The organism is Calidithermus chliarophilus DSM 9957 (genome assembly GCF_000430045.1).
Classification (GTDB): Bacteria; Deinococcota; Deinococci; order Deinococcales; family Thermaceae; genus Calidithermus; species Calidithermus chliarophilus.
Genome location: NZ_KE387023.1, coordinates 2,298,605 through 2,314,109, shown reverse-complemented (window position 1 = coordinate 2,314,109; position 15,505 = coordinate 2,298,605). Strand labels below are relative to the sequence as shown.

11 protein-coding genes and 1 pseudogene are annotated in these 15,505 nt (G+C 69.6%); 2 read left to right on the top strand and 10 right to left on the bottom strand.

What is annotated here, in order from left to right; all coding sequences use genetic code 11:
* From MEICH_RS29350 to MEICH_RS0111205, 7 genes and pseudogenes are all read right to left on the bottom strand, one after another.
* A pseudogene (locus MEICH_RS29350) lies at window positions 1-342 on the bottom strand (ATP-binding protein); the annotation flags it as partial.
* Window positions 343-554: 212 nt separating this feature from the next.
* Entirely contained in the window at window positions 555-1,595 is a 1,041-nt protein-coding gene (locus tag MEICH_RS0111230) for a PIN/TRAM domain-containing protein (protein ID WP_027892694.1), read from the bottom strand.
* Window positions 1,592-2,905, bottom strand: a complete 1,314-nt coding sequence (radA, locus tag MEICH_RS0111225; RefSeq protein ID WP_027892693.1) for a DNA repair protein RadA — start codon at window positions 2,903-2,905, stop codon at window positions 1,592-1,594. Before radA ends, MEICH_RS0111230 begins: the two co-directional genes overlap by 4 nt.
* An 83-nt stretch (window positions 2,906-2,988) precedes the next feature.
* The gene (locus MEICH_RS0111220; RefSeq protein ID WP_027892692.1) at window positions 2,989-5,193 is read right to left on the bottom strand and encodes an ATP-dependent Clp protease ATP-binding subunit; all 2,205 of its coding nucleotides are present in this window, start codon (window positions 5,191-5,193) and stop codon (window positions 2,989-2,991) included.
* A gap of 331 nt (window positions 5,194-5,524) precedes the next feature.
* Window positions 5,525-6,310: an HAD family hydrolase gene (locus tag MEICH_RS0111215; protein WP_027892691.1), complete on the bottom strand. Its 786-nt coding sequence runs from the start codon at window positions 6,308-6,310 to the stop codon at window positions 5,525-5,527.
* 197 nt (window positions 6,311-6,507) lie between these two features.
* Window positions 6,508-7,068: a protoglobin domain-containing protein gene (locus tag MEICH_RS0111210; RefSeq protein ID WP_036218510.1), complete on the bottom strand. Its 561-nt coding sequence runs from the start codon at window positions 7,066-7,068 to the stop codon at window positions 6,508-6,510.
* A gap of 106 nt (window positions 7,069-7,174) precedes the next feature.
* Window positions 7,175-11,671, bottom strand: a complete 4,497-nt coding sequence (locus MEICH_RS0111205) for a glutamate synthase-related protein (protein WP_027892689.1) — start codon at window positions 11,669-11,671, stop codon at window positions 7,175-7,177.
* A 287-nt stretch (window positions 11,672-11,958) separates the two neighbouring features.
* Here MEICH_RS0111205 and MEICH_RS0111200 point away from each other — a divergent pair, with 287 nt between their 5' ends.
* Window positions 11,959-12,231: a stage V sporulation protein S gene (locus tag MEICH_RS0111200; RefSeq protein WP_026234850.1), complete on the top strand. Its 273-nt coding sequence runs from the start codon at window positions 11,959-11,961 to the stop codon at window positions 12,229-12,231.
* Between the two features lie 87 nt (window positions 12,232-12,318).
* Window positions 12,319-13,002 (top strand): zinc metallopeptidase, encoded by a 684-nt coding sequence (locus MEICH_RS0111195; RefSeq protein ID WP_027892688.1) that lies wholly within the window; start codon window positions 12,319-12,321, stop codon window positions 13,000-13,002.
* Between the two features lie 175 nt (window positions 13,003-13,177).
* Here MEICH_RS0111195 and MEICH_RS0111190 read toward each other — a convergent pair whose 3' ends face one another.
* The 3 genes from MEICH_RS0111190 to MEICH_RS24720 form a co-directional block, all read right to left on the bottom strand.
* Entirely contained in the window at window positions 13,178-13,717 is a 540-nt protein-coding gene (locus MEICH_RS0111190; RefSeq protein WP_027892687.1) for a TetR/AcrR family transcriptional regulator, read from the bottom strand.
* Window positions 13,718-13,776: 59 nt separating this feature from the next.
* Window positions 13,777-14,301, bottom strand: coding sequence for a YceI family protein (locus MEICH_RS0111185; RefSeq protein ID WP_027892686.1), 525 nt, complete (start codon window positions 14,299-14,301; stop codon window positions 13,777-13,779).
* Window positions 14,302-14,353: 52 nt separating this feature from the next.
* Window positions 14,354-15,505, bottom strand: a 1,152-nt coding sequence (locus MEICH_RS24720; RefSeq protein WP_051304109.1) for an alpha/beta fold hydrolase, incomplete at its 5' end; no start/stop codon positions are given.

Sequence of the window (15,505 nt, the reverse complement as noted above, 5' to 3'; positions counted from 1 at the left end):
CCCGCCCCGCCACAGCCCCGCCGCCGCGGCCCAGCGGCCGCGGCTGAGCGCCTCGAGGAAGCGCTGCAGGTCGGTCTCGACCTCGCCGAGCACGACCTGCTGGCCGCCCTGCTCGAGCATCCGCTCCCAGGGCGTGCCCTTGAGCCGGAACAGCTCCTGCCGCAGGTTGCGCCGCGTGCTCTCCTCGTCGCCCTCCCACAGCAGCGAGGCCAGCGTGCCCCGCTCGGCCTGCCCCCCCTGCGCCGCCAGGTAGGCCACCAGCGCCACGGCCTTGCGCGGCATCTGCGGCCAGGGTTGGTCGTCGATGAGCAATTGGGGAGGGCCAAGGAGACTCAGGAACATGGTCGGGAATCAGGGCCAGTGGCCCGCGCTTCAGCGCCACTTCCACACGCCGAGGTCGGCAGCCGAGCGGCCAGAACGAACCTAACATCGACGCTGTCGAGCCTGAGTCTACCCCTGTTGTTCAGATAGGGGGTAAACAACGCTCATTATTAAGATTTCTTAAGCCAGGCAAAGGGCAGCCGGGCAAAGCCCCGCTCCTCGCCGCCCTCCCCTCAGCTCGAGGTCGTGCTGCGCTCGAGCTTGCCGAAGAGCAGGCGGCCCACCTGGGTCTGGATGGACTGGGTGATCACCACCGCCACCTCCTGCCCGCGGTAGGGCAGCGCGTCGTCGACGACGATCATGGTGCCGTCGTCGAGGTAGCCCACCCCCTGCCCCGCCTCCTTGCCCTCCTTGGTGATGGTGATGCGCACCACCTCGCCCGCCACGTAGGGCGTGCGCAGGGCGGTCGCGAGCGCCTGCACCGACAGCGCCTTAACGCCGTAGATGCGGGCGAGCTGCAGCAAGGCCGAGTCGTTGGTGACCAGCGCGGCCGAGTTCTGGCGGGCGAGCGCGAGGAGCTGGTCGTCTACGGGCTCGTCGCTAGCGGGGGCCTCGAGCACCTGCAGCCCCACCCGGTCTTTGAGCCGCTCGAGCACCTCCAGGCCCCGCCGCCCCCGGGCGCGCTTCTGGGCGTCGGAGTGGTCGGCGAAGTTCTGCAGCTCGCGCAGCACCATCTGCGGCACCAGCAGGGGGCCCTCCAAAAAGCCCAGGTCGGCCACCTCGGCGATGCGCCCGTCGATGAGCACGCTGGTGTCGAGGATCTTGCCCCCCCTGGGGCGCACGGGGTGCGCGGGCGGGCGTATGCGGAAGGCGTCGCGGTTGGCGAGGGCCAGCGCCGAGAAGAAGCCCGAGAGCACCAGGGCGAGCAGCAGCGAGTACCAGGGGGTGTAGCCCTCGAACTGCGAGAGCAGGTTGTTGATCAGCACCGTCAGCAGCAGGCCGGCGCTCGAGGCCACGATCAGGGCCACCGGCACCTCGGGCGGCAGCGACTTCAGCCAGCGCTGCAGCCGCAGCCACCAGCCCTCCAGGGCCGCCTCCGCGCGCGGCACCAGCAAGAAGCCCAGCAGCAGCCCGACGAGCCCGAGGTAGAGCCGGTTGAGCGAGAGCAGGCCGCCCGACTCCGCGCCCAGCAGCCCGCGCGTCTCGAGCCAGCCCCCCGCCTGGAAGCCGGCGAAGAGCATCAAGAAGTAGAGCACCAAGCGCAGACTGCTCATATCAACCGCTTCACCGCCTCCTCCACGTTTCGAACCACTCCAGGATACAGCAGCCTCTCGAAGCCCGCGCGCTTGCCCTCGCGCAGGCGGCGCTCCAGGCCCTCCACGCTGCGCACCTCCCCGGCCAGCCCGACCTCGCCCACCACGGCGAAATCGGCGGGGATGGGCTTGCCCACCACCGCAGAATACACCGCCAGCGCCACCGCGAGGTCCAAGCCGGCGTCGAAGACCCGCAGGCCGCCGGCCAGGTTGACGTAGACGTCCAGGTTGCCCAGCGGCAGCTCGAGCCGCCGCTCGAGCACCGCCAGCACCACGTCCACGCGGCGCGAGTCGAGGCCCTGCGAGACCCGCCGGGGCGCGGGGAAGGGGGTGCGCGCGGCCAGGGCCTGCAGCTCCAGCGCCAGGGCCCGCTCGCCGGAGAGGGTCAGGGCCACCACCGAACCGGGCGCGCCCACCGGGCGCTCGGCCAGGAAGGCCTCCGAGGGGTTGGCCACCTCCTCCATGCCCGCCTCCTCCATGCGGAAGACCCCCATCTCCCCCACCGGGCCGAAGCGGTTCTTCGTCGAGCGCAGCACCCGGAAGTTGCCGGCGGTCTCGAGGTAGAGCGTGGCGTCGACGACGTGCTCGATCACCTTGGGCCCCGCCACCACGCCCTCCTTGGTCACGTGCCCCACCAAGACGGTGGTGACGCGGTGGGCCTTGGCGAAGCGGGTGAGGGCCGAGGTCGCGTCGCGCACGGCGACCAGCGAGCCGGGGGCCGAGGCGGTCTCGAGGGTCTGGATGGAGTCCACCACCAAAAACTCGGGCGGGGCGGCCTCGAGGGTGGCGAGCATGGTCTCGAGCTCGGTCTCGCGCAGGAGCTCGAGGTCGCCCGAAACGCCCAGACGCTCGGCCCGCAGCCGGATCTGGCCCGGCGACTCCTCCCCGGCCAGGTAGATCACCCGCTTGCCCTGCCGCAGCATCCGGTCGGCGACCTGGAGCAGGATGGTGCTCTTGCCCACCCCCGGCTCGCCGCCCAGCAGCAGCACCTCGCCGGGGACGAAGCCCCCGCCCAGCACCCGGTCGAGCTCGGCGATGCCGCTCTCGAAGCGGGTCTCGCCGCCGGGGTCCACCTCGCCCAGCCGGACCACGGCGTCGGGGTTGGGCAGGGGGCGCACCTTGGCGAGGCCGCCGCGCGAGCCCCCCGCCAGGGCACGGCCCACCGGGGACTCCTCCTTGAAGGAGTCCCAGGCCCCGCAGTTGGGGCAGCGGCCCAGGGCCTTGACGGACTTGTAGCCGCACTCGACGCAGGTGTATTGGGTCTTGGCCATAGGGGCTCTCGGTTTAACGGCGAACGCCGAACGCTAAACGCCTTCCGGGGCTCGCGTTCGACGTTCGGCGTGGGCGTCGGGCATCAGACGGTGAAGACTTCCTCTTCCTCGAAGTGGATCTCCTCGCCCTTGAGCGTCACGAAGAGCGTGCGGCCGGGGCGGGTGAGCAGCGCCAGCGACAGCGGGTCTTCGACCTTCTCGCGGATGAGGTTGCGCAGGATGCGGGTCGAGCCCTGCTTGGGGGCCTGCCCCACCAGCCACGCGGCCAGCGCGGGGTCGAAGCGCACGATCTTCTCGCGGCTCTCCAGCTCCTTGGCGATGTCCTCGAGCATGATCTGCGCGACCTGCACCAGCTCGGGCTCGTCGAGGTTGCGGAAGCGGATCACCTCGTCGAGGCGGTCGAGGAACTCAGGGGTGAAGATGGCCTTGAGCGGGCTCTCGGTGTCGACCTCCTTAGCGGTAAAGCCGATGGCCGGCCCGACGTTGAAGCCGGTGTTGGAGGTCATGATCAGGATGACCCGGCGGAAGTCCACGGTGCGGCCGAGCCCGTCGGTGAGGCGGCCCTCGTCGAGGACTTGCAGGAAGGTGTTGTAGATGTCGGGGTGGGCCTTCTCGATCTCGTCGAGGAGTACCACGCTGAAGGGCTGGCGGCGCACGGCCTCGGTCAGGCGCCCGCCCTGCTCGTAGCCCACGTACCCGGGCGGGGCCCCGATGAGCTTGGAGATGGAGTGGGGCTCCTGGAACTCGGACATGTCGAAGCGGATGAGCGCGCGCTCGGAGCCGAAGAGCACCTCGGCGAGGGCCTTGGCGAGGTGGGTCTTGCCCACGCCGGAGGAGCCGGCGAAGAGGAAGCTGGCCGAGACGCGGGTGCGCCCGCCCAGGCCCACGCGGGCCCGGCGCAGCGCGGCGGCGAGGGCCTCGATGGCCTCGTCCTGTCCGATGACCCGCTTCTTCAGCTCGGCCTCGAGGTTGAAGAACTTGGCGTCGTCCTTGTCGTCGACGTAGACGCCGCCCCAGCTATCGACCACCGACTCGATGTCCTCGCGGCTGACGAGCGGGGTGCCGTCCTCGTCCTCGGCCACGGGCAGGCCCAGGCTGGCGTTGAGGCGCACCCTCGAGGCCGCCTCGTCGATGAGGTCGATGGCCTTGTCGGGGAAGTTGCGGCCCGGCAGGCTGCGGATGCCGATCTTGACCGAGAGCTGAAGGATCTCGTCGGGCACCACCACGCCGTGGTGGGCCTCGTAGCGCGGGCGCAGGCCCTTGAGGATCTCAAGGGTCTCGTCGGGGCTCGGCTCGAGCACGATCACCGGCTGGAAGCGGCGCTCCAAGGCGGCGTCCTTCTCGATGTAGCGGTGGTACTCGCCGGTGGTGGTCGCGCCGATGACCTGGATCTCCCCGCGCGAGAGCGGGGGCTTGAGGATGTTGGCCGCGTCCAGCGTGCCCTCGGCGCCGCCCGCCCCGATGAGGGTGTGCAGCTCGTCGATGAAGGCCACCACCTTGGCGTTCTTGAGCTCTTCGATGATCTGGCGCAGGCGTTCTTCGAACTCGCCGCGGTACTTGGTGCCCGCGACCACGCCCGCGAGGTCTACGGAGACGATGCGGGCCCCGCGCAGCACCGGGGGCACGCGCCCCTCGATGATGGCCTGGGCCAGCCCCTCCACGATGGCCGTCTTGCCCACGCCGGGATCGCCCACCAGCACGGGGTTGTTCTTGGTGCGCCGGGCCAGGATCTGGATGACCCGGTTGATCTCCTCCGAGCGACCGATCACGGGGTCCAGCTTGCCTTCTCTGGCTTCACGGGTCAGGTCGCGTCCGTATTCGTCGAGGAATGGCGTTGCCACGGCCTTCTCCTTCTGGCCCTCGCCCGCTTGCGAAAGAACCCGCCAGCGGATGGTGTCCACGTCTTTGGCGTAGTGGGTCATGATCCGGTAGGCGATGCCGTCGCCCTCGCGGATAATGCCCAGAAGGATATGCTCGGTGCCGATAACCTGACTCGACATATTGCGGGCTTCCGCCCCCGCCAGCTCCATCACCCGGCGGGCCCGCGGGGTGATGGCAGGCGGCTCGCCGGTGCGGCTGCCCTCCCCCCGGCCCACCAGCTCCTCGACCATGCGCCGCATGGCCTCGAGGCTGGCGCCATATTCCATGAGGATGCGCGCCGCAGTACCGCCCTCGCGCATCAGCCCCAGGAGCAGGTGCTCCGGGCCGATCATGCTGTGGCCCAGACGGCTGCCTTCCTCCCTGGCGTAGTGGAACACCAACCGCGCGCGGTCGTCGTACCTGTTCAAAGGCAACCCCCTTCTGGCGTGTAAGCGGCGTCCATTTCTACCACAATGATATACTACGCCCGCAGCATATTTGGTGTTTGAGCCGCTACTTACATCCGTTATTAGGACGTTATGAAGCGCCGGTGGGGGCGGGGTTCGCGCCCCAGGATCGGCCCCGGCCGGGTGCGCCGGGATGGCAGGGTTAAGCGGCTCCAGGACAAAGTTTCGGGCTGTATCCCCACGGGGCGGAGGATGAGGGTTTCTTACGTTCTTGCCCTAACGGCCCGCCCGCACACCCGCGCGTGGCGTAGCTTAGGCTTTGCTTTAGCTGTAGGGGGGTTAAAGCGACCGTTCACGCCAGCGTGTCGAGCCAGGGCAGCATCTCCAGCAGGTTTCGCACCTCGAGGCTGGGCCAGTAGCGAGGGTCGGGGTCCTTGAAGCCCCGGTTCACCAGCACCGAGCGCATGCCCGCGTTGATGGCCCCGGCCACGTCGCGCTCGGGGTTGTCCCCCACCATCACGCAGTCCTCGGGGGCGACGTCGAGTTGCTTGCAGACGTGCTCAAAGATACCGCGCTCGGGCTTGCCGATGTCCACCACCCCCGAGATCACCGCGGCCTGGAAGCGGTGCAGCAGGCCGCAGCCCTCGAGCTTGTCCTGCTGTAGGTCGGGCACGCCGTTGGTCACGATGCCGAGCTTGTAGTGCGGCGACAGCGCCTCGAGCAGCGCGTCCACCTCGCCGTAGCGCGGGTACACCCGCCGCTCGTTGAAGAAGCGGTCGGCCAGCGCCTCGCACAGCGCCTCGTCGGCGACGTCCTGCTCGGCGAGCGCGTCGCGCCACACCGCCACCCGGTAGCTCTTGGCCCACTCGTGCAGCCGGGCGATCTCGGGGATGCCGGTGTCGGCGTAGCGGGCCCACAGCCCCTCCCCCGCGCTGTGCCCGATGCGCTGGGTATAGCCATAAACCGGCGAGGTCTTCCACAACCGCGTCGCCTGCTCCCCCGCCGCCTCCACGAGGGCCTCGAGGTCGAGGCTGTACCACGACGCCGCGTAGTACGCACAGTTCCACAGCGTATGAACCGAAACCGGGTGGTCGAGGATGAGCGTCTCGTCGAGGTCGAAGAGGATGGCGCCGATCACCGGACAATCTTACCGTGGGGAAAGCGATAAGCCCTCAGCAAAAAGCGGGGGCTCGTGGCAAACCCACCCCGGCCCTCCCCGCCGGCGTCGAGGGCCGAGGGTCTAGGGCCAAGGCGTCTTGCGTCTTGCGTCTTGCGTTTGGCGTTTGGCTATCAGCTATCGGCGTTCAGCGTTCAGCCATCGCCCACCTACACCCCTCACGCCTTCTCCCGCAGCAACAGCTCCGCCCCCTGCGTCAGCGCAGCCTCGCTCGAGGCCATCCCCGCGCGGATGCCCGCCTCGACCGCCTCGCCGTAGCTCTCCTGGATGATGGCGAGCTCGATGGCGATGATCTTCTCGAAGGCCTCGACGGCGGCGTAGAGCTCGGTGGCCTTGAGCACGGTGTTCATGTGCTCGAGGGAGAGCTCCTGCACGATGCCCATGGCGGGGATGATGAAGCCGGGGCGGATGCCCAGACGGGCGTGCACCAGCCCGATGCGGCGGCGGTTTTCGGCGTAGTGCTCGTCGTAGACGCCGGAGAAGAGCTCGCGGTACCAGTCGGCGAAGCGGCCGTACAGCCGCTCGACCCGGCCCGGCACCGCCCACAGGATCGCCCGCATCTCGGGGTCGCGGCCCAGGTAGTCGTAAAAGGCCAGGGCGACCTCGGAGGCCATGGGGGTCATGCACCGGCCGAGGTTTTGCAGCACCCGGACGTGCTGCTCGGTGAAACCGGTCCGGCGCTTGAGGTCGTCCAAGAGGGCCTCCGTGATCAGGGACATCTGTCCTATCCTACCCCTTGGAGCGCCGGCCGATGGTAAGTGGGGGCGAACGGCCGATAGCATTACCCAGCTACCGGCCGCCGATGAACCGACGATGGGCTGTGGGCTACTCCGTGCTCACCTCCTGGGCCACCTGCTGGTTGACCGGGACCACCATGCGGAAGTAGTGGGCGGGGTCTTGCAGCAGGCGCTCGAGGCGCTCCGCCTTCTCCGGGCGCTCGGCGGCGTGCAGCTCGGCGACGTAGGCGCCCAGGAGTTCCTTGACGTCGGCCACGCCGCGCTCGTCGAGCTTCTGCACCACCACCTTGGCACCCTTGGCGAGGCGGCGGTGCATGGCGGCTTCGTCCAGGCCCATCTCCGGCCAGTGGCGCAGGTAGACCCGCCCGCCGGTCATGCCCGAGCAGATCCAGGGGCCGGGGTCGCCCAGCACCACCGCGCGGCCGCGGGTCATGTACTCGAAGGCGAAGCCCTTAGCCTGGGCGCGGGTGGCGATGTTGCCCAGCTCGTCCTGCAAGGGGCGCTCGGGCTCGCCGCCCAGCACCACGTCGGCGCCGGAGAGCCGGATGCAGAAGCGGCTGTCGGCCATGCCCTCCACGATCAGCAGGCCGCTGATGGCCCCGTAGGCGAAGGACTTGCCCACCGAGCCGTCGACGTACTGCCCGTAGGGGTTGCGGCCCTTGAGGATGGCCACCTTGCCGCCGAAGGCGTTCTTGGCCACCCCGTCCTGGGCCCCGCCCTCGACGTGGACCTCGAGCCCCTCGCAGTTGAAGGCGGCCAGGCCGTTGCCGGCCACCGAGCCCGAGTCGAAGCGCAGCTCCACGTGGGCGTCGAAGCCCTTGCCGTAGAGGCGGCGGCGGGCGATCTCCCCAGCCAGGTGCACGCCCAGGGCGCGGTCGGTGGAGCCCACCGGCCCCTCCTGGAAGATCAGGTCGCGGCTGCCCTCCTCGTAGGCCGCCGACACCACCTCGGTGATCGAGCGGGTGAGCTGGTTGAGCGGCTTGCGCAGCACGTGGGCCGAGCGCTCGTTGACCCAGTCGGGGGCGCTGACGCCCTCGAAGAAGTAGCCCAGGTCGATGGCGTCCTCGAGCCCCTCCTGGCGCAGCAGGTCGCTGCGGCCTACCAGCTCGCGCAGGGACTTGAAGCCCAGCGCCGCCACCATGCGGCGCAGCTCCTCGGCCTTGAGGCTGAAGAAGCGCACGAGCTGCTCGACGGCGCGGCCCTCCTCCTGGGGCACGAAGCGCTTGAGGCCGTGAGCCTGGGCCTGCTCGAGGGTCTCGATCTGGGTGGTGATGCCCACGTGGCAGGTGTCGAGCTGACAGCCCCGGCAGATGGTACAGCCGATGGCGACCATCGCCATCGTGGCCATGCCCACCCGGTCGGCGCCCAGCAGCACCATGCGCAGGGTGTCGTAGGCGGTCTTGAGCCCGCCGTCGGCCCACAGCTCGACCCTATCGCGCAGCCCGGCCCGCACCAGGGCGCGGTGGGCGCGGCGCACGCCGATCTCCACGGGCAGCCCGGCGTACTTCAGGGCGTGCCAGCGCGCGGCGCCGGTGCCGCCCTCGAAGCCCGACAGCGCGATGATGTCGGCCCCGGCCTTGGCGATGCCGACCGCGATGGTGCCGATGCCCGGGATCACCGGGACCTTGACCGAGACCTTGGCCTTGGGGTTGACGGTCTTGAGCTCCTCGACGAGCTGGGCGAGGTCTTCGATGGAGTAGAGGTCGTGGTTGTTGGAGGGCGAGATCAGGTCCACGCCCGGCACCGCGTTGCGGGCCGCGGCCACCTTGACCGAGACCTTCTTGCCCGGCAGGTGCCCGCCCTCGCCCGGCTTGGCCCCCTGCCCGATCTTGATCTCGATGACCGAGGCCGAGTTGAGCATGTAGCTGTGCACCCCGAAGCGCCCGGAAGCCACCTGCTGGCCGCGCCAGTGGGTGTACTTGCCCAGCATCTCGGGGATCTCGCCGCCCTCGCCGTTGATGCACAGCATGTTGAGCTTCTTCACCGCCTCGACGTAGGAGCGGAAGGCGGTCTCGCCCTGCGAGCCGAAGCTCATGGCGGTGATCACGAAGGGCATGGAGTGCCCGCCCACGCCGATGTCCACTTCCTCGGGCAGCACCTCGCTCTTCTCGGGGAACCTCACCTCCAAAAGCTGCCGCGCCGCCACCGGCGACTCCTTCTCCAGCCCCCGCACCCGCTCCTGGAAGGTCTCGTAGGGGGCCTCGCCGCCCGAGACGTCCATGGCCGCCTTAAAGATGCGCGGGTTGAAGCGGAAGTCCTTGGCGGGCAGCACCTTCTCCTGCGAGAGGAAGGACAGGCGCTCTAAGGCGGTGCGCTCGAGCTCGCTGAAGCCGTAGCCGGCCTTCTGGGAGGCCAGGAAGGTGCGGATGCCCAGGCGCTCGGCCAGTTCGGGCTTGAGGCCCACCGCGCTGAAGATGCGCCCGTAGCCGCGCAGCTCGTGGATGCCCATGGTGGAGATGACCTTCTCCAGGCCCTTCTTGAGCCCCTCGAGCAGGTTTTGCAGCGCCACGAAGCCGTGGGCCGCGTGGGCCTTCTGCTGCATCAGCCAGGGGGCCACCGCGTCGGCGCCCAGGCCCAGGCACACCGCCACGTCGTGCAGGTTGCGGATGCCGCCGGAGTGCACCACCACCGAGGTGCGGCGGCGCAGGCTCACGCCCTCGCCGTCGCGGGCGTGCTCGAGCGCCTGGTTGACGGCGGCCAGCGCCAGGTACACGTCGAGCCAGGCGCCGTGCTCGAAGGAGCCGCGGTCGCACAGCACCAGCAGCTCGGCTCCGTCCTGCACGGCCTGCACGGCCTGCTCCTCCAGCCGCTTGAGCCCGGCCAGCAGCCCCTCCTCCACCGTGAACTGCGACAATAAAACCGCGCTCTTGAGGCGGCGTTGGGCCTCCTCGAGGGTCAGCGTGCCCTGCCCCTGCACCACGTCCCGCACCTCGGGGTGGGTCTCCTCCAGCAGCACCGGCACCAGCAGCTCCTCGGTCCAGCCCCCGCCCACGCCGTTGGGCAGCGCCCGCCGGCCCAGCACGGTGCGCACCGAGAAGTGCTCGATCTCGCGCTCGCGGTCGATGGCCGGGTTGGTGACCACCGCGACCGTCTCCTTGAGGAACTCGGAGAGGTTGGGCTTCTCGGGGTTGAGCGCGGCCAGCGGGCCGTCGTAGCCCAGGCTGCCGATGGGCTCGTTGCCGGTCTCGGCCAGGGCGTCGAGGTAGCCCGCGTCCCAGCGGTCCCAGCCGAAGGCCCGCTCGAGGTTCAGCGAGGGCGGCGCGGGCTTCTCCTCCACCCCGGCCCCGGCCCCGCCCGCCAGCGGGGGCAGGCTGTCGTAGCGCGGGCCTTTGAGGTGCACGTTGTACTCGCCCAGGGTGCCGCTCTTGGCCAGGAAGCGCTCGAGCACCTGCCGCTGGTGGCGCTCGTAGGGCAATAGCCGCACGCCTTCAGGGGTCACGCGCAGGTAGATCTTCTCGCCGGGGGCCAGCGGGCGGGGGTCGCCCACGAACTCCTCGGCGGTGAAGACCCCGCGCTCGGAGGAGAAGATGTACTCGGCCTCGGTCTCGATGAACCACAGCGGGCGCAGGCCCATGGCGTCGGTGCAGAACACCGCCTCCTCGCGGTGGCGCGTCACCAGCGCCGCCGGCCCCTGCGCGAGCGGGCCGAAGCGCTGCCGCAGGGCCATGTAGAGGTCCTGCAGGGCGGGCGAGTAATTCTTGATCTCGCCCAGGATCGGCGGGAAGACGATGTCCAGCGCCTCGGGCAGCGAGAGGGCGTAGCGGTAGAGCAGGCCCTCGAGCACCCGGTTGAGGTCTTGCGAGTCGGAGCCATTCGTGAGGGGGATGCCCAGGAAGCGGCCCTCGCGGCGCAGGCGCTCGATGGTGTTGATCTCGCCGTTGTGGCCCAGCAGGCCGAAGGGCTGCACCGCCTCGAAGGTGGACATGGTGTTGGTGGAGTAGCGGTTGTGGCCCAGCGTGATCGCCGACTTGTACTCCGCGCGCGAGAGCTCGGGGTAGTAGCGCTTGAGGATCTCGGCCGAGCCGCGCACCTTGTAGACCACCGCGGAGGTCGAGAGCGAGACCACGTGCACCGGGAAGCGCTCCTCCAGCACCAGCCCCAGCTCCCACAAGGGCCCGTCGCCGTCGGTGGAGAGCCCCGCCACCTGGAAGAACAGGGGCTCGGTGCGCTTGCCCACCGGCCCCAGCACGCTCGAGTTGACCTCGCCCCGTCGCTCCAAGAGCAGCTTGATGCCCCGGCGGCTGCCCTCGACGCGGATCAGGTCCATGAGCTCCTGCACCCGCTCGGCGCTGCTCTTGGGGATGAAGAGGTGCCCCACGAAGAAGCGGGGGTTGTTGGCGAGGTTGCCGTCGAAGCCGGCCTCCTCGAGGTAGCCCGCCCACAGCTCGCGCGGCAGGTCGGTCTGGATGCCCGTTCCGTCCCCCTCGCCCCGGATCAGGCCCGCGCGGTGGGCCATGCTGTATAGGCTCTCGATCACGCGCTGCACGTTGGCGTGCGTGGGCTTGCCCGCCTTCTCCGCGATGGCGATGATGCCGCAGGCGTCGTGTCCGATAGGTACGTCGGGATATGCCTTCCTGAACTCCATTAGGGGGCCTCCTGTAGCGCGGGTTGGGGTGGGGGTTGACCTTCGCATAGTCATGCAAAGGTTTCAGCGAGTATACGGGTGAGGGTATACCAAGTCAAGGGACTAAGCGCCGCAAACGCTGACCAGGGCACGCCAAACGCTCCGCGAACGCGATTTTTGGAACCAGTGGTTCTAAAAAAATCTTCATTCAGGGGGAAAATTACGTGTTTATCGCTATTTTCCTACCTTGACTTTTAAACATGGCCCCAACTACAATGCAATTCAGCGGCGAGTGCCCAGGAGGGTATGTGGAAACGTTGCGCGTGTCCGGCAAATCTCGTCCCAATTCCGTAGCAGGTGCCATTGCTGCATTGTTGCGCTCCCAAGGTGAGGTGGAAGTTCAGGCCATCGGGCCCGCGGCGGTCAACCAGGCCGTCAAGGCCATCGCCATCGCGCGGGGGTATATTGCTCCGGACAACCTCGACCTGCTCGTCAAGCCGGCCTTCGTCAAGCTCGACCTCGAGTCCGAGGAGCGCACCGCCTTGCGCTTCACCATCAAAAGCCAGCCCCTGGACTCGTAAAGGTTTCGACCCTGACATAAAGCTCGTGACCCAGCTTGCAGAAGCTGGGTTGCATTTTTTGTACTTTCAATAACGGGGTAAACCAAGATGACGAGCGTGACTTTCCTGCTAATGATCGTGGTGTTCATCGCGACCCTAGGCATCCAGTTCTGGCTGCAGCGAACTTACGCCCGCTACAGCCGCGTCGCCAACTCGCGCGGGCTGACCGGGGCCCAGGTGGCCCGGACCATCCTCGACGCCCACGGGCTGCACGGCGTGCGGGTCGAGCCGGTCCCGGGCGCCCTGACCGACCACTACGACCCCATGCAAAAGGTCGTGCGGCTGTCGGAGCCCAACTACGCTTCGCCCTCCTCGGCGGCGCTAGCGGTGGCCGCCCACGAGGTCGGGCACGCCATCCAGGACGCCAAGGGCTACGCCTGGCTGCGGGTACGGGCCCAGCTTTTGCCCGTCGCCAACATCGGCAGCATGTTCGGGCCCTGGATCTTCCTGCTGGGCATGCTGATGAGCTTCAACGAGACCATGATGAGCGTGGGCATCTGGCTCTTCGGGGCGGCCGCGCTGTTCCAGCTCGTGACCCTTCCGGTCGAGTTCGACGCCTCCAACCGCGCGCTGGCGATCCTGCAGCGCATGAACTTCCTCGACAACCGCGAGATGGGCGGGGCCCGCGCGGTGCTCACCGCCGCCGCCCTGACCTACGTGGCGGCCCTGGCCAACTCGCTGGCGACCATCCTGCACTACGTCGCCATCATGCAGTCGGCCCGCGAGGAGTAAAGCCCGTCCCACCGAGGGGCTCCCCGGTGCCGGGGAGCCCCTCCCGTTATAGCGGATTCAAAAAGATAATCATCCAAACCAAAAAACCTTAGGGGCTATCTTTTTGAATCCCAGAGCGCTCCCTTCGGTCGGGTCAGTCCGCCGCCGAACGGCGGCGGACTGACCGAATCGGGTATTAGACAGGGGGCACCGGCAGCCCGCGCACGAAGAGCTGGACCCCGGTGCGCAGCATGCCCTCGAGCTCGTAGCCCGGCAGGTGGCGGGCCATCATGTAGGCCCCGTGGACGATGGACGCGAAGATGGCGGCCAGAGGCTGTCCCTGGCCGGGAACCGCTTGCTCGAGGCTCTGCTGCAGCCGGACCAGGCCCCGCGACATAGCCTCCAGCGCCACCCTCGCGGCCTGCTGGTCGCCGCCGCGGCGGCCCGACTGCGCGGTCATGAGCGCGGTGAGCGGTTCGATCTGGTCGCGGTAGGCCAGGGCGTAGGAGAGCAGACGCTCCTCGAGGGTCTCGCCCTGCTCGAGCGCGCGGTCGGCCTTCTGGAACGACTCCTCCAGCAAAGCCTCCAGCAACTCCCGCTTGGAGGCGAAGTGGTGGTAGACGGCGGCCTTGGTGAGGCCCAGGCTGCGGGCGAGGTCCTCGAGGCTGGTCGCGGCGTACCCCCGCTCGGCGAAGGCGTGGCGGGCGCGGTCGAGGAGGGCCTGGCGGGTGTCCATCCCGAGGCTCAGGATATCCCCGCCCGGGCGAAACACTGTAGGTCGGGCCGGAGGTCGCGTCAGCGCACGGGGACGGCGCGGGCCTCCAGGCGGACCTCGAGCCCGTCCTCCACGGTGAGGAAGAGGACGGTGGGCGGCTTGAGGTTCCACTCGGTGAAGCGGGTCCGGAAGCCCCCGGCGAAGCGGTAGGCGTCGCCCTCGGGCCTGAGCGTGCCCTCGATGCGCATAAATTTCCGCACCCCGTGGATCTCGAGCATTCCCTCCAGCACCGCCCGCTCCCCGTCGCGACGCAGGGCGCTGACGTCGAGGCAGCTCTGGGGGTACTTGGCGACCTCGAGCACCCCCCGCGCGTCGTTGTCGCGCAGGCCGATGCCGGAGTCGAACTTGCTCATGTCCACGCAGACCCGCCCGGAGGCCTCGGGCTCGGCCCAGCGCACCTGGCCCCGGGCGGTGGGGTTGGTCCCCTGCCAGCTTCCCAGCGGCATCCGCCCCACGTAGGTCACGCTGCCCTCGACCGCATAAAGTTGCGGCGCCTGGGCCAGGGCACCCCAGAGCCAGGCCAGAATTACCGCGAAGCGGCGCATGCCGGACCCCCTTCCCGCCTGCTTGAAGTACGCGCCCCTGCCCCAGGCGGATTCACGGCAGGGCCTCGAGGTAGCGGGCGAGGGGCCCCACGGCCGGCCCCTCGCGCCCCACCAGGACGTCGAGGTGGGTGAGGCCGGGCAGGACCTCCCCGCGCACCTCGGCGCCGGGGAAGAGCGCTCGAGCGACGGCGAAGCGGGCCGCGTCGGTGACGGCGCCGCGCCCGGCCCCCAGCCCCAGTACCGCAAAGCCCAGCCGGCGGGGCTGCAGCTCGGGCACCGCGAGGTCCCAGGCGGCGAGGTCGAGGGAGAGCCGCACGGGGAAGAACCACTCGGAGAAGCCGGTCTCGGGCCAGGCGTACAGGCCGAGGAACTCGCGCGGGTCGGTGGCCTCGCCGGTGTCCTGCCACTCCACCCGCCTCCCCCTGGCCCCGATCAGCGCGTAGCCCACCTGCCCCTGCAGCAGCCGCAGCAGGCTAAAGCCCTCGCGCCCCCAGGCCCGCCCCACCGAGGCCGAGAAGAGGGCAACGGGGTTGTAGCGGTCGTCGATCTGGGCCAGGGCGGCGGCCTCGAGGCTCGCCGGGAAGCGCGCCGCGCCGGGTGGGGCGTCGGCCTCGGGGTCGCGGGCAGCCAGGAAGGCCAGGGCTTCGGCGCGGGCCAGGAAGGCCGGGCTCAGCCCCAGGCCCAGGAAGCTGAACTCGAGGTAGGGCGTAGCCCGGCCCGCCAGCAGCTCGTCGAGCCCGGGCGAGCGGCCGAAGCCGCCGAGGCCGCCCTCGAGGTACTGCTCGCGCGTGAGCCGGTTGGGGCTGGGAGCCCCGTCGATCCAGGCCAGGCCGGCCAGCTTCTCGCCCCTCCACTGGGCGTAAGCCGCGCTCAGGCCCGCCCCCAGCGAGTGCCCCGCCAGCACCACCGGGCCGCGCCGGCGGGCGGCGTCCACCAGGGCGTCGAGGTCTTCGAGGTGCACCCGCAGGCCCCAGTCCTTGAGGAAGGGGGCGTCGGGGAGGGTGTAGCGCTGGTAGTAGGCCCAGGGGTCGGCGCCGAGGAAGCCCTGGCGGTCCTCGAGGCCGTTGGCGCGGCGGTCCCAGGCCCACGCCTCCCAGCCCGGGGCGGCGAGCACCAGGCGGCGGGCCAGCGCGTCGAAGCTGGTGGCCCCGCCCAGCAGGCCCGGCACCAGCAGCACCGTGCCCCGGAAGGCCCCTGAGACTCC

Bases quoted from the DNA above. Each gene is read 5' to 3' on its own strand.
- MEICH_RS0111205 (WP_027892689.1), bottom strand. From the start codon at position 11,671: ATGGAGTTCAGGAAGGCATATCCCGACGTACCTATCGGACACGACGCC.
- MEICH_RS0111185 (WP_027892686.1), bottom strand. From the start codon at position 14,301: ATGCGCCGCTTCGCGGTAATTCTGGCCTGGCTCTGGGGTGCCCTGGCC.
- MEICH_RS0111195 (WP_027892688.1), top strand. From the start codon at position 12,319: ATGACGAGCGTGACTTTCCTGCTAATGATCGTGGTGTTCATCGCGACC.
- MEICH_RS0111210 (WP_036218510.1), bottom strand. From the start codon at position 7,068: ATGTCCCTGATCACGGAGGCCCTCTTGGACGACCTCAAGCGCCGGACC.
- MEICH_RS0111190 (WP_027892687.1), bottom strand. From the start codon at position 13,717: ATGGACACCCGCCAGGCCCTCCTCGACCGCGCCCGCCACGCCTTCGCC.
- MEICH_RS0111230 (WP_027892694.1), bottom strand. From the start codon at position 1,595: ATGAGCAGTCTGCGCTTGGTGCTCTACTTCTTGATGCTCTTCGCCGGC.
- radA (WP_027892693.1), bottom strand. From the start codon at position 2,905: ATGGCCAAGACCCAATACACCTGCGTCGAGTGCGGCTACAAGTCCGTC.